Origin of the sequence: Leucobacter aridicollis (genome assembly GCF_024399335.1) — a bacterium.
In the GTDB taxonomy this organism is placed as follows: domain Bacteria; phylum Actinomycetota; class Actinomycetes; order Actinomycetales; family Microbacteriaceae; genus Leucobacter; species Leucobacter aridicollis_A.
In genome coordinates this window covers 2,943,768-2,957,448 of sequence record NZ_CP075339.1, presented here as the reverse complement: position 1 = coordinate 2,957,448, position 13,681 = coordinate 2,943,768, and the positions used below count along the sequence as shown (strand labels likewise).

Below are 13,681 nucleotides of genomic sequence, written 5' to 3'. Positions count from 1 at the left end.
CGTCGCTACTTGCGCTTCGCCCGCCGGCGCTCGGCCTTCTCACGCTCACGCTTCTCGGCGGCCGCCTGCAGTTGAGCGCCACGAGAGTTCGGTTTGAGCTTGGGTTTCGCCTTCGCTTTCGGCTGTTGCCTGCGCTTGGGCTCCTTCGGAGCCGTCTGCGCGTCGGCCTGCGCGCCGCGCGAGGACCGCGCAGTGCGGCCGCGCATGACCCCGGCGAGGTGCTGCATATCGGGGGCGTCTCGCTCGACAGGCCAGCTCGCCCAGATCGAACCACCGACGATCGGCTCCTCAAGCCTCACGGTCAGGTGGGCGTGCTTATCGACAATGTGCCTGGCGAGCGGCGCAGGCATGAGGATGCCACCCAGCCCAGTCGCGACGATGTCGAGCGCGGCGTGCACGTCGACAGGCATCCACGCTGGGTCCTCCCACGCCTCGGCGGCGGGCCAGTCGGGCGCGTGGTCGGGGTGGTCGAGGAGTCTCACCTCGGCAAGATCAGCGATCGATACTGACTCCCTGCCCGTGAAATCGTGTCCCTTTGGGAGCACGAGCGCAACGGCTTCGTCGTACAGCCGGAGCGCATGGTGGGTGCGTGCTGCGCCGTCGTCGGCCCCGACCGGAGTCCCGCCCGGCGCGGTTCGTTCGAGGATCATGTCGAAGTCGGCGGCATGTTCGGGCCTGCCGTATGGCTTCGGAAACGGCACAATGCTGAGCGGCTGCTCCGGCGAGATCGCGTTCCAGCGCCTGACCCACTTGCTGGGGGCGACCCCGCGCGTGAAGCCAAGTTGGATCTCGGCTGCGGCGGTGGGTTCGGGAGTATCGGTCACAGCACTACCTCTGCATAGATTTCATGGGAATAGGGCAGCCGCGCTGCCGAGAGCGCGATGCGGTACTCGTCGGGTGACTCGACCCGCCTGAGTGGCGTGCCCTCCTCGCGATAGTGCGGAAGTGCGAGCCGTTCGTGCCCTTGGGGCGGCATGCCGCTCGCGGAAACGACTCGCCACCAGCTCACCGAGTGGCCGTACAGGGCCATCACGCGGCCTACGGCGCGCGGGGCCTCAGAGCCAACCGCGATCCCTACATCACCGTACGTCATCACTCTGCCAGCGGGGATCCGCTCGACAATCGCAAGCACCGCTTCGGTGAAATCAGGATCGGGCACGAGCACTAGCCTACGCCCGCGAGGCCCCGCTGAGGGTTAGATACCCGAGACTCCCAGCAGCTTTCCGATCGTGTAGGTCGCCGCGACAGCGATGCCTCCGAAGAGGAGCTGGCGGCTGGCGCCTGCAAGCCAGTTGCGCTTCGTTGTCGTTGCGGCGAGACCACCAGCGAGCAGGAGGCCGGCGCCACCGAATGCGAGGCCGAGCCACAGATTTCCAAATCCGAAGACAAACGGGATGATCGGAATGAATGCGCCGATGCCGAACGAGAGTAGCGATGAGAACGCCGCGACCCACGGGGATGGGCGGTCATCGAGGCTGAGGCCGAGCTCGTGGGCCAGGTGCACGCGCACAGCGCTCTCGCTGTTCGCGTGCACCTGCGACGCCGCGATCTCTGCTGTCTCTCGCTCCATCCCGAGATTCGAGAACAGCACCGTGAGCTCAGCCTGCTCGCCGATCGGGTTGCGGGTGTGCGCTTCGCGCTCGGTGACGACCTCGGCGTCGAGCTGCTCGTTGGCGGTGCGAACCGAGGTGTACTCGCCGAGGGCCATGGAGATCGCACCAGCGATGAGGCCCGAGATTCCTGTAATTGCGACGATCGTGTTTGACGCGCCAGCCGCGGCGATGCCGGCGATGAGACCAATGTTCGAGACGAGGCCGTCCATGGCGCCGAACACCGTCGCGCGGAGCCAGCCCGATGAGACATCGGCATGGCGATGGTCGTAGTCGTGTGGGCGGGAAATGTCATCCGATTCGGTGGGAAGGTTCACGATGAGCTCTCTGAGTAAAACGACTGCCGCATAGCGCTGGCCTGCGGCGCAAAGTGCAACGTTAACAGGGATTTTGCCTGAGGGAATAGTCCGTTTGCGACCTCGGTAAACCTGCGATTTTGAGTTCGGCTGAACGAACTTTCGCTCGCGGTGCGACGCTTTCTTAGAGCACCGTTATCGAGGTCGCTTGCCACCGCCCTCGAATCGCCTCGAAGCGCATGGCGACGGCTCGGGATCTGCTGGGGGTGAGGAGGACCACTGCCGCCTCCGTCACCCAGGCCGTCGGGCTCGTAGCGCGGACGCGCCCGACGACTGGCACGATGCGACGGGTATCGTGATAAAGCGACCTGCGTTCAACGTTGAGGCGCCGCACCTCATCCAGTTCATCGGCGACCCGTGTCGTGACCCACTTGCCGAGCTGGGCGACCTGGCGTGTTCCCTCGACTGCCTCGAATGCGAAGACTGCGATCGCGCCGATCACTCGCGCCTCAAGCTGGGCAAGCACGCCGATCTGCGGCGGATCAGGCAATGCGGCCGCCCTTGGTGGGTCTACATCAAGTGCACGGAGCGGTCGCGGGGGCGCTTCTCCATCGCCGTGCTCGAGTGGTTCGCTGGAAAGCGGCATGCTCATGAAAGGGACTCCCTGGCTCGGGCGAAATGACCCGCTGTCCCCTCGGCGGCTGAACTGTGAACCTTACGGTACGGGCGGTGCGTACGAACGGGTCAAGTGCGTGCTTCGATGTGGTGCTTTGCTTCCTGGCAATTGCGTGCCTGGTGACTGCGAAAGCGAGTTGCGAGCAGCGGGGAAAACTGTGTCGCGTGCCCTAGGCTTAGACCGTGGCGACCCTTCGAAACCTTGCAACAAAGTACTCGGATCTCACGGAAGAGGAACTCGAGTGGCTTGAGCTGCTCGCGCTCGACCTTCCACTGCTCGCCGACGTCGCGCTCAGCGATATTGTGCTGTGGGTCCCGTCTGAGAACGGCGACTACTTGGCCGTCGCGCACAGCCGACCTGCCGGGTACATCACGCTGTTCTACCGCGACGTGATCGGTGATTTCCTTCGGCCCGAGTGGCGTGAGGTCGTCGAGCAGGCGCTCGAGACCGGCAAGCCGGCTGCTTCGACTTCTCCCGCGTGGTACGAAGAGAACCCGATGAAGCTGACGGCGTACTCGATCAGCCGCCGCGACAGCCAGGGCAAGGTCTTCGGCCCGTTCGCCGTCGCGACGGTGCACACGAGCGCCCACGACACGCAGCATGCGTCACGTATCGCGGCCGCCTTTAGGGAGGTTGCGAACGACCTCCTCGGAATGATTCAGACCGGCGCGTTTCCCAACCCCGGTGGAGTCGGCGGACAGCAGGGCGCTCCGCGTGCAACTGATGGGCTCGTTCGGGTGAATCTTGAGGGCATTGCGACGTTTGTGAGCCCGAATACGCAGACAACCTTCACGATGCTCGGCTACCGCGATGAGATCGAAGATCAGAACTTCTCAGAGGTGCTCTCTGAGGTGCTGAAGGGGCAGTTCGATACGAACGAGTCGCTACCGCTCATCAGCCAGGGCAAGGTCGCCAAGCGAACGGAGATCTTCGCCCGAGGGCTGTCGGTTGCGATGCGATCAATTCCCGTGTTCCGCGATGGCGAGCGGATCGGTGGGGTCGTGCTCACCCGCGACGTGAGCGAGCTCAGGCAGCAAGCCCAGGAGCTCATCACCAAGGATGCGACAATTCGCGAGATCCACCACCGGGTGAAGAACAACCTCCAGACTGTCGCTTCACTACTCCGTGTGCAGGCCCGGAGGGCCCGGAGTGAAGAAGCAAAGCAGGTACTCGGCCAGGCGATGCGCCGCGTCGCCGCGATCGCAGTGGTGCACGACACCCTGTCGACGGGGCTCGCGCAGATCGTCGACTTCGACGTCGTGTTTGAGCGAGTGCTCGGGCTCGCAGCCGAGGTTGCAAGCCTGCACGGGACCACGGTTCATCCGCGGAAGGAAGGCGAGTTCGGCGAGCTGCCGTCAGAGTACGCCACACCGCTCGCGCTCGCGCTCACCGAGATCGTCACGAACGCTGTCGAGCACGGGCTCGCCGGGCGCGAGGGCGAAGTGTTCATTCGGGCCGACCGTACGCCGGAGCGGCTGGCCGTTGAGGTCATTGACACAGGAACGGGGCTACCAGGCGGCACCGTGGGCGACGGGCTCGGCACGCAGATCGTGCGTACCCTCATCGAGGGTGAGCTCGGCGGGACGATCCAGTGGGGCGCAGACGTTGCTGGCGGAACCCGCGTGGCGATTGATATTCCGCTGCACTGGCTCGCCGCGCAGACCCGGCCGATTGCGAAGGTCGAGCGCTAGCGAGCCAGCACGACGGGGCTAGGGTGTGTCGGTTTAGTGTTTCTGGGTAGGGCTGGGAACCTGGAACCGGGTCACGTTTCCAGCTCGTCTCAGACGGTCAATGGGCATTGATTGCAGACCTGATGCCCGGCCTGACCGGGAAGAAAGGGCGCCCGTTCGCTGATGCCCGCACGATGATCGAGGCAATCATCTGCCGGTATCGGTGCGGGATCGCGTGGCGTGACCTCCCCGAAGTGTTCGGGCCGCACCAGACGGTGTGGCAGTGGCACAAGCGCATGGCCGATGACGGCGTCTGGGATCGAGTACAGGCCCGCCTGCTCGGGCATGCTGACCGGGCCGGTTTGATCGACTGGGATATCTCCGTGGACTCCACGATCGCCGGGGCGCACCAACACGCGACGAATATTACGCGCCTCAACAGGGGCTTCGTCGAATTACAAGAATCTTCTGACCGAGCCAGCTGATCACGCGATCGGCCGCTCCCGGGGTGGCTTGTCGACGAAGACGCATCAGCTGGTTGTTGAGAGAGGCCTGCCGCGTGTGACGATCTGCTCGGCGGGGCAGGATGGCGATACACCGATACTCATTCCGTTGCTGGAGCATTTGCGGGTCGGGCGCCGGTGCCGTCCCGACGCGGTGCTTGGCGATCAGGCGTACTCGTCGCAAGTGAATCGTTCACACCTGCGTAAGCGTGGCATCGAGGCTGTGATCCCTGAACCGCGGGAACAGACGCGCCCTAGCCCTTTGCGCCGGCTCCGGCCAGTGAGTTGGCGCCGGCGCCGGCCGAGGCCGCATCTCGCCTCCGAGACCGCATCCCCTGTCGTGGCAGGGTGCGCGGTCTCGGTGGTCGTAGGCGGTCTCGAGCCTGGTGCGGTGCCCTCGCCGGGCCGAAGGGGGCCCAAGCCACGACACGCAAGGTCGCCAGCCGGCGCCTAGGGCATGTCTCGCAATTGAGCTTGCCGTCGCGCCCCGCTTGGGGCAGACCTCATCTACGAGACATACCCTAGTTCTTGTCGCGCGACGTGCGCACGAGCACAGCTACGCCGACGACGAGGAGCAGTGTCCCGAGCCCAAGAATCGTGGTGATGAGCCACGTGGTCACGTCGATCGACCCTCCAGCCGCGCGCACCGCGACGTAGGCGCAGAACACAAGGATGAGTGCGCCCCAGACGATCGGGCTTGTTCGCGGTCTCGGCTTGCGCGCGGCCGTCTGGACGGGGGCTGGGGCCGCTGTCGTGTGGACCTGAGGCGGTGTGGGCTGGCCCGAAGGATACGTGTGGGCGTACCCGGCGCCAGGCGTGAACTGACCTGTCGTCGATACGGGCGGGACTGGCGGAACTGGCGGCACCGGAGGAATCGGTGGGAGCTCAGTGGCTGGCGCTGAGTCGTCCGCGAGTTGCGCGGCCGGAGCCGTGCCGCCAGGCTGCTCAGCCGCGAGACCCGGGGTACCTGTCTGTTCTGCGTCGCCCGGCGCCGGCTCGGGTACTGGGGTCGTCTCGGTGCTCATCGTGCGAGCTCCTTCTCTAGCTTTGCGATCTCGTCGCGGGTGAAGTCAAGCGTATTTTCGAGCCGCTCCTGGCGCACCTCGCTGAGGCCCGGCTCATCAAGTTCAGAGCGCAAAGTGCTCTCTTCCTCGCGAAGGTCGGTCAGCTCCTCGCGCAGATCCGCGCGGTTCGCCGTCGCGCTGTCGGCCGCGCGTTTCAAGCTCTCGTTTGAAGCTGGCGCTTCTTCCACTCGCACGCTACCGGCGAGAAGGTAGACAGTCACCCGTGCGGCGTCGTCATCGCGATCGACACGGGTGTCAATCGTGCGAGAGAGGAACGGTCCGGCTGCCGATGAGGATCCTGTGCTGAGCTCGGACGCGTCGAGCGAGCCCGCGAGCAGTCGGATGGTGAGGAGTACAGGCTCGTCCTCGGGGAGCGTGATTACCGAGCGGCCAGCGAGCTGCCACACTTCCATGTCGCTCGCACCGTTCACGTCGTCGAGCGTCGTGAGGTCGACATCGGTTGTGCCAGCGATGAGCACGGATCCTGGATCGTCTGCCGTCACGAGCGCAGTGCCAAACGGCTGGAAGCGTGAGCCGTCGGGAATGATTGACGTGAACAGGAGCGCGATCACGCCGCAGGCCGCGAGGAAGCCCACCCAGCCGGTGTGGCGGCCCCGAATACCAGCGACGATGAGCGAGACCGCGAGGACTCCGGTGGCCCCGAGCAGAGCTGCGGTGAGTACCAGATTCTGGTTCAACTGCATGTCGAACGCGATGTATGCCGCGCCGCCCGCTGCAAGCAACGCGATGGCGAGAGTGATGACGACGTGTGCGGCGCCAAGTTTCATGAGATCGTGCTGTGCTGCGTAGCGTGCACTCCACTCATCCGCCTGACGGCCGACGTCCTCGCTCCACTTCGTTGCCTTCTCGCTTGCGCGCTCGGCGCTGTCCGCGATGCGCTGCGTCCAATCTGGTGCAGGCTGGGGGAGCTGCGTCGTCGGGGGCTGATCCTGCTGCGGTGCCGCTCCCGCAAACGGCGCGTCAGTTGATGCCGCACTGGGAGGAGATGCGAACGCGTGGGTAGCCTGCGCGTCGGCCGCGCCCCCTGTCGTTGGCGGGGTGGCCCAGGACTGACCCGGGGCGGCCGACCACGAGGCTCCCTCACCAAATGACTGCTGCCCGTTCGGCGATTGAGCCTGTGATTCGTCGCGCACCCGGCGGCCGCGTTCCAGGAAGAGCCTGCTGATCAAGAACCCTGCGACTGCGATGACACCGATCCACACGAGGACCGAGATTGTCGTGACAAGCCAGTGTGGCAGACCGAAGGCGTTCCACAGGTTCCAGCCGCCGATCGTTGTGAAGCCGAGGATCCTGAAGAAGACCGGAAGGACGACGAAGACGCCGACCGCGACAGTTGCTACGACCGCCGCGGTCCCTGCTCGCCCCCGGAATACCTCCTCGAGGTGGATCTTGCCGCCCTGATCTGGAAGCAATAGCCAGCCCGCGAGGTAGAGCACGATACCTGGGCCGCCGAGCACAGCGAGTACGACGAAGATGCCGCGCACGATGATCGGATCGATTCCGGCGCGCATCGCAATGCCGCCCGCGACGCCGGCAAACCAGCGGTCGCCTCCCCGGCCGATGCCGAGGCCACGGATCCAAGCGAAGAAGCCGGCGCCGAACGGCGCGTTCTGGGGTGCGCCGCCCGGGGCGCTGCCGTGAGGAAGGGGTGTCTGGTTCATACTTCGAGTGTGCCCCGGGCAGGCGCCTCGGGGCTATGAGGGTTCACCCTGAGCCCACCCTGGTTTGTAGCCCTGAGGCCCCCGTCCGGGGGTACTCAGTGCTTTGATAGGTGCATGGCAAGTTCGAACCCGACCCCGCGACTCCTCACGCGCTCGCCGTCCGAGCGGCTGCTCGCCGGCGTGTGCGGTGGGCTTGCTGAGCACCTGAGGGTTCCGGTGCTTGCCGTGCGGATCGGCATGCTGCTGGCGTTGCTTGCCGGCGGCGCGGGCGGCATCTTGTACCTCTGGTTGTGGGCAACTGTTCCGCTCGCCGAGCAGGACACGCGGGTCGCGCCCATGCGGAGCGCGCTCACGCGCGGAACGTTGTGGCCGGGCGCGGCAGGGGTCCAGCTACCCTCCGCGCCACACCCTCCGAAGCGACAAGCTCCGTCTGCGCACGAGAAACAGGACTGGCCTGCGTCGACGCCGCAGGCGGACCCTGAGGCTGCGTCACGAGCGGTGATGAGCGCTGCTACGGAGCACGTGTCGCCTCGCGCGCAGCACGCAGAGATGCATCCCCAGGTCGCTGGGGCACCGGCCAGGCCCGCCGACCCAACACGCCAACGCACGCGGTGGCCGGTTGCTGAGCTTCTCTTCGGCACCTGTCTGCTCGTCGTTGGGGTGCTGCTTGTCGTCCAACGATTCGGGATCGAGCTGCGCCTGTCGATCATTCTCCCTGGACTCGCCGTGCTTGTCGGTGTGGGCCTGACCTGGTGGCAGATCGCCGATCGAAACCGGCCGGAGTCGAACCCCGTTCCCCGCGTGCTCGGTGCGCTTTCCCTCGTTGCGGTTGGGGTGCTCATGTTCTTCGTGACAGCCGAGAGCCCGAGCGTGTGGACAGTGATCGCCGCTGCCCTTGCTGCGCTAGCGGGCGTCGCGCTCGCAATCGCCCCGTGGCTGTTGCGCTTGAACCGAGAGCTCATTGCGGAGCGGGCAGGCCGCGAACGTGAGGCTGAGCGGTCTGAGATCGCCGCGCACCTGCACGACTCGGTCCTCCAGACCCTTGCGCTGATTCAGCAGCGGTCGGCCCCAGGGAGCGAGGTCGCGCGAATCGCGCGCGGCCAGGAGCGGGAGCTGCGTGAGTGGCTGTTCCGCGCCGCCGACGGTGGGGTAACTGCACCGAAGGAGACGGCCCTCGAGGAGCTGCGGGCGCACTCGGCCGCGCTCGAGGACGCGCACCCGGTGCGGTTTGAGATCGTCGGCGTTGGAGCAGAGGTTGTCGTGCCGGAGCCGATCGTCGCTGCGGCGCGAGAGGCGATGCTGAACGCCGCGCAGCACGCGGGCGGGGACGTGACGGTGTATGCGGAGGTCAGCCCCGCGCGCGTCTCGATCGATGTCACTGACAGAGGGCCGGGACTCGATCCTGATCGCCTCCCCGAGGGGCGCATGGGTGTGCGCGATTCCATCGTTGGCCGGATGGCGCGTGCGGGCGGGACTGCGAAGATTGTTCCAGGGCCCGGCGGCAGCGGCACATCGGTGCGCCTTGAGATGCCACGGGAACAGAAAACGGACGCTGCGGGCGACGCAGGGACAGGAGTTGTTTCGTGAGTGAGACCACGAACGACGTGACCGCGATCACGGTCGTGATTGTTGATGACCACCAGATCTTTCGCACCGGGCTCAGGGCCGAGCTCGGCCCTGAGATCGAGGTTGTTGGGGAGGCCGCGACTGTCGACGAGGCCGTCGCGCTCATTCCCGGGCTCGCGCCCGACGTCGTGTTGCTCGACGTGCATTTGCCTGGCGGCGCTGGCGGCGGCGGCGCGGAAGTGTTGCAGCGCCTGGCTGGCGTGAGCGCGAATACCCGGTTTCTCGCGTTGAGTGTCTCGGACGCTGCGGACGATGTCGTCAGTGTCATCAGAGCCGGCGCTCGGGGGTACCTCACGAAGACGGCCTCGGGGTCCGAGGTGACTGCCGCCGCGCTCCGCGTTCGGGGCGGCGACGCGGTGTTCTCACCTCGCCTGGCGGGTTTCGTGCTTGACGCGTTCGGCACGGGCCTCGGTGAGACTGCTGCCGCCGATGACGAGCTCGATAGGCTCACCGCCCGCGAGCAGGAGGTCATGCGCATGATCGCGCGCGGATACGCCTACAAAGAGGTTGCAGCCGAGCTCTTTTTGTCGGTGAAGACTGTCGAGACGCACGTGTCGAGCGTGCTGCGCAAGCTGCAGCTCTCGAACCGGCACGAGCTCACCGCGTGGGCGCTATCCAAACGCCTCCTCTAGCCCGGCAGTCGATGCTGCGCTTTCGAGCGGCAGGCGATGGGAGTTGTGGGGGAAATCACACTCAGGCTACAGTCGGTACCGAGCGATTGATCGGTCGGCACGAGGTGTTCGTCCCTGCGCTCTCACTGAACGATGGAGTTTGACATGACGGAAACGAAAACCCTCCCGCTCGCGGGGAAGACCGCAATCGTGACAGGCGCGAGCCGGGGGATCGGCCTCGCCATCGCCGCCAGGCTCGCTGCCGACGGCGCAAATGTGTGTATCACCGCGCGGACCGAGGATGCGTTGCTTGCTGCCGCAGCAACGCTCCCTGAGGGGCAAGTACTGGCAGTCGCGGGCAAAGCAGATGACCCAGAGCATCGTGCGGAAGTTATGGACCGCGTCGCCGCGGCCTGGGGTCGCCTCGACATTCTCGTCAACAACGCTGGCATCAACCCCATCTACGGCAAGCTCATCGAGGTTGACCTCGACGCTGCGCGCAAGATTATTGAGGTGAACATCGTCTCGACCCTCGCCTGGTCGCAGGCCGCCTACAGACACGAGAGCCTCGGTTTCGCGCAGCACGGCGGGTCGATCGTGAACCTGTCGTCGGTGACGGGCTACATCCCGTCGCCCGGAATCGGCATGTACGGGGTCACCAAGGCCGCGGTCTGCCACCTGACGACGACGCTCGCAGCTGAGCTCGGCCCAGAGGTTCGCGTGAACGCGGTCGCCCCGGCAGTCGTGAAGACCGACTTCGCCAAGGCGCTCTACGAAGGTCGCGAGGACGACGTCGCGGCCGCCTACCCGCTGAAACGCCTCGGCACCCCTGAAGACATCGCCGGGGCCGTCGCGTACCTCGTTTCGCCCGAAGCGGCCTGGGTTTCGGGGCAGACGCTCGTGCTTGACGGCGGGCTGCTCTCGGTCGGGGGTGCAGCGTGACCGGCATGCTCCCCGAGCCCTACGAGGCGATTCGGCTGCGCACACGGGAGTTCATTCGCACTGTCGTTGTCCCTGCCGAACCCAAGCCCGGAACGACGTTGCCTGACGAGACGAGGCTGTCGCTCATGCGGCAGGCACGTGAGGCTGGAGTGTTCGCGCCCCATCTCGCGACAGAGTACGGCGGGCAGGGCGTGCCCCTCGAACACTGGCCCGCGATCTTCACGGAGGCGGGCTACTCGCCGATCGGGCCAGCTGTGCTGAACTGCATGGCACCCGATGAGGGCAACATGCACATGCTCGAGCTCATCGCCACCGACGCGCAGAAAGAGCGCTACCTGCGCCCACTCGGGGAGGGGGCGGTGCGGTCGTGTTTTGGAATGACAGAACCGCACCCGGGCGCCGGGTCCGATCCGCGCGCGCTCCGATCTACTGCCGAACGCGTCGCGGGCGGCTGGCGGATCAACGCCCACAAACGCTTCATCAGCGGCGCGGAGGGGGCTGCATACTGCATTCTCATGGTGCGCACCCCAGCAGTTCCAGAGGAGGGGTTCCCCGAGGGCGCCACGATGTTTCTCGTTGACATGGATCACCCAGGCGTGCGCGTGGGGAACCCGATCAATGCGATCGATACCGCGATCGCTGGCGGGCACCCGCACGTCTATTTCGAGGACTGCGTTGTCGCCGACGACGCCGTTCTCGGGGCCCCTGGAGAGGGGTTCACCTACGCGCAGGTCAGGCTGGGCCCAGCGCGACTCACACACTGCATGCGGTGGCTTGGCCTTGCCAAGCGAGCACAGGACATCGCCCTTGACCGGGCGGCAAGTCGAGAGCTGTTTGGGTCGCCGCTGCGAAGCCTCGGTATCGCACAAGACATGCTTGCGCAGTCGGAGATCGACATCGCAACCGCGGAGGCGATTATCGATCGCACTGCCGCCCTGCTTGAACGAGACCCCGAGGCAGGTGCGGCGCTCTCGGGCGTCGCGAAGGTGCACTGCTCAGACGCGATCGGCAGGATCATCGACCGCGCGATCCAGATCTGCGGTGGCGACGGGGTGACAGACGCGCTGCCGCTCGCCTCCTACGCGAACGAGGTCCGCCCGTTCCGTATCTACGACGGCTCGAACGAAACCCATAAGTGGGCGATCGCGAAGCGCGCATCATCGCGCAGGCGCCGTGAGGTTGAGGCGGGCGCGCCGCGCCTTGACGGCGTCGACGAGCATGGCGCCGACACCTGGGGTGTGCTGTGACTTGCGCTGAGATGGACTCCGAGGTCGTCGCGACGCTCGCCGACGCCGCAGGCTTCACCATGCCACCCCTTCTCGTCCTTGACCGCGTTGCGGCGTTCCTCGACGAGCACGGCATCGGTGAGGGTGAAATCGCCTGGCGGCGCATCGGCGACGGGCAGTCAAACATCACATACCTCATCGACAGGGGAGACACGCGAGTCGTGCTGCGCCGCGGCCCGCGGCCACCGCTACCAAAGTCGACGCACGACATGATCCGCGAGGCGACCGTGCAACAGGGGCTGGGGCGCGTAGGTACGCCAGCTCCCAACATCCTCGCGGTCTGCACCGACCCGGCGGTGCTTGGGGTGCCCTTCTACGTGATGGAGTATCTCGACGGCGCGATCCTGCTCGACGAGACGCCCGCAATGTTCGACTCGCCCGCAGGCAGGCGCGGTGCATCGGAGGCGCTTGTCGACACGCTCGTCGAGATACACACTGTCGATCTCGAACGTGCCGGGCTCTCAGGGTTCGGCAGGCCGGACGGGTATCTCGAACGGCAGGTGAAGACCTTTACAGGTCTCGCAACCCAGGTGTCGCAGCGCGAGCTCCCGCTCGTCGCCGAGATTGGCGCGTGGCTTGAACGGCACAGGCCAGCCACGCAACGCACGGCGCTCGTGCACGGTGACTACAGGTTCGGCAACGTGATGTTTCGACCCGAAGGCCCGCCGAGCGTGCTCGCCGTGCTCGACTGGGAGATGGCGACGCTCGGCGACCCGCTCGCCGACCTCGGCTACCTCACCGCAACATACAGCGATCCCGCATCGCCGCGAACGGTGATGGAACTCACGAGCGCGACGCGCGAACCCGGCTACCTGACGCGCGATCAGCTTGCAGAGAGATACGCGTCGGGTACCGGCCTCGACATCAGCGATCTGCGCTGGTACCAAGCGCTCGCGCTCTGGAAGGCTTCAGTCTTTCTCGAAGCGATCTACACGCGCTGGTGCAGGGGCGAACGGCCAGGCGACACCTTCGCGCACACGCTTGAGCTCGCGGTGCCAGAGGTCTTGGAGCAGGCGCAGAAGCTGACCCGCTGAGCTTGCGTCGGTTCCGGGGCGAGCGTTCCGGGGCGCGCCACGCACGCACTCAGCGTACGTGGCGCGCAGCGTCTTGGCAGATACCCGTGTAGATCTCGATGATCTCTTCGACTGAGCTCGGGCCGCCTGGCCTGTACCACTGAGCCACTCCGAGGCAGATATGAGTGATCGCCCGTGCAACGTGGCGGGGCTCGGACGTCTCGAAGATGCCCTCAGAGACGCCAGCCGTCACGACGTCGGTGATGTATTGCTCAACACGGCGGCGTGACTCGATGTGCTGTGCTCGCGGACCAGGCTCGAGCGCGCGGATCTCACTGTAGGTCACGAACGCGACCGCGCCGAACTCGGCATGGAACTCGAGCAGGCATGCAACGAGACGATTGAAGCGGTCGATTGTCGATTTGGCGCTGTCGCGCGCCTGTACGAGCGCGGTGTGCAGCTCGCCCATCGAGACCTCGCAGAGCTTCTCAAGGAGCGCAGCCTTCGATGGGTAATGATGGTACAGGCCAGGCACCGAGAGCCCCGCAGCGCTTGCTATCTGTCGAATCGACGTGCCATGGAAGCCGTTTTGCTCGAAGCATGACAGCGCCGCAGTGCAGCACGCGTCAAAGACGATGGCCTGCGGAAAGTGGGACCCGGTCATGGGTGTCAGACTTCCACGCTTGGGCAGTCTGCGCAACT

The 13,681-nt window shown here is 65.9% G+C and carries 13 protein-coding genes and 1 pseudogene; 7 read left to right on the top strand and 7 right to left on the bottom strand.

The window, feature by feature from the left end:
• Positions 1-5: 5 nt before the first annotated feature.
• From KI794_RS13290 to KI794_RS13275, 4 genes are all read right to left on the bottom strand, one after another.
• Positions 6-824, bottom strand: a complete 819-nt coding sequence (locus KI794_RS13290) for a LysR substrate-binding domain-containing protein (protein ID WP_119284969.1) — start codon at positions 822-824, stop codon at positions 6-8.
• Entirely contained in the window at positions 821-1,159 is a 339-nt protein-coding gene (locus KI794_RS13285; RefSeq protein ID WP_119285081.1) for an MGMT family protein, read from the bottom strand. Before KI794_RS13285 ends, KI794_RS13290 begins: the two co-directional genes overlap by 4 nt.
• Positions 1,160-1,195: 36 nt before the next feature.
• Complete coding sequence (locus tag KI794_RS13280) at positions 1,196-1,927, bottom strand: VIT1/CCC1 transporter family protein (protein ID WP_255808374.1); 732 nt, start codon at positions 1,925-1,927, stop codon at positions 1,196-1,198.
• A 163-nt stretch (positions 1,928-2,090) separates the two neighbouring features.
• The gene (locus tag KI794_RS13275) at positions 2,091-2,558 is read right to left on the bottom strand and encodes an Rv3235 family protein (RefSeq protein ID WP_255808373.1); all 468 of its coding nucleotides are present in this window, start codon (positions 2,556-2,558) and stop codon (positions 2,091-2,093) included.
• 206 nt (positions 2,559-2,764) lie between these two features.
• Here KI794_RS13275 and KI794_RS13270 point away from each other — a divergent pair, with 206 nt between their 5' ends.
• Positions 2,765-4,273, top strand: coding sequence for a sensor histidine kinase (locus KI794_RS13270; RefSeq protein WP_119284966.1), 1,509 nt, complete (start codon positions 2,765-2,767; stop codon positions 4,271-4,273).
• Positions 4,274-4,395: 122 nt separating this feature from the next.
• Positions 4,396-5,120, top strand: a pseudogene (locus tag KI794_RS13265) (IS5 family transposase); the annotation flags it as partial.
• Positions 5,121-5,276: 156 nt separating this feature from the next.
• On the opposite strand, the gene KI794_RS13260 reads toward KI794_RS13265, so the two are convergent.
• Together KI794_RS13260 and KI794_RS13255 are read right to left on the bottom strand one after the other, a co-directional pair.
• The gene (locus KI794_RS13260) at positions 5,277-5,780 is read right to left on the bottom strand and encodes a hypothetical protein (RefSeq protein WP_255808372.1); all 504 of its coding nucleotides are present in this window, start codon (positions 5,778-5,780) and stop codon (positions 5,277-5,279) included.
• Complete coding sequence (locus tag KI794_RS13255; protein WP_255808371.1) at positions 5,777-7,501, bottom strand: PspC domain-containing protein; 1,725 nt, start codon at positions 7,499-7,501, stop codon at positions 5,777-5,779. The genes KI794_RS13260 and KI794_RS13255 overlap by 4 nt, the downstream gene beginning before the upstream one ends.
• A 114-nt stretch (positions 7,502-7,615) precedes the next feature.
• Here KI794_RS13255 and KI794_RS13250 point away from each other — a divergent pair, with 114 nt between their 5' ends.
• The 5 genes from KI794_RS13250 (at position 7,616) to KI794_RS13230 (ending at position 13,000) form a co-directional block, all read left to right on the top strand.
• Positions 7,616-9,088: an ATP-binding protein gene (locus KI794_RS13250; RefSeq protein ID WP_255808370.1), complete on the top strand. Its 1,473-nt coding sequence runs from the start codon at positions 7,616-7,618 to the stop codon at positions 9,086-9,088.
• Entirely contained in the window at positions 9,085-9,759 is a 675-nt protein-coding gene (locus KI794_RS13245; RefSeq protein WP_119284960.1) for a response regulator, read from the top strand. Before KI794_RS13250 ends, KI794_RS13245 begins: the two co-directional genes overlap by 4 nt.
• 144 nt (positions 9,760-9,903) lie before the next feature.
• Entirely contained in the window at positions 9,904-10,680 is a 777-nt protein-coding gene (locus tag KI794_RS13240) for an SDR family oxidoreductase (protein WP_255808369.1), read from the top strand.
• Positions 10,681-10,685: 5 nt separating this feature from the next.
• Entirely contained in the window at positions 10,686-11,927 is a 1,242-nt protein-coding gene (locus KI794_RS13235) for an acyl-CoA dehydrogenase family protein (protein ID WP_255809769.1), read from the top strand.
• Positions 11,924-13,000, top strand: a complete 1,077-nt coding sequence (locus KI794_RS13230; RefSeq protein ID WP_255808368.1) for a phosphotransferase family protein — start codon at positions 11,924-11,926, stop codon at positions 12,998-13,000. Before KI794_RS13235 ends, KI794_RS13230 begins: the two co-directional genes overlap by 4 nt.
• A 49-nt stretch (positions 13,001-13,049) precedes the next feature.
• Here the strand turns inward: KI794_RS13230 and KI794_RS13225 are convergent, their stop codons facing one another.
• The gene (locus KI794_RS13225; RefSeq protein ID WP_119284957.1) at positions 13,050-13,643 is read right to left on the bottom strand and encodes a TetR/AcrR family transcriptional regulator; all 594 of its coding nucleotides are present in this window, start codon (positions 13,641-13,643) and stop codon (positions 13,050-13,052) included.
• Between the last annotated feature and the right edge of the window lie 38 nt (positions 13,644-13,681).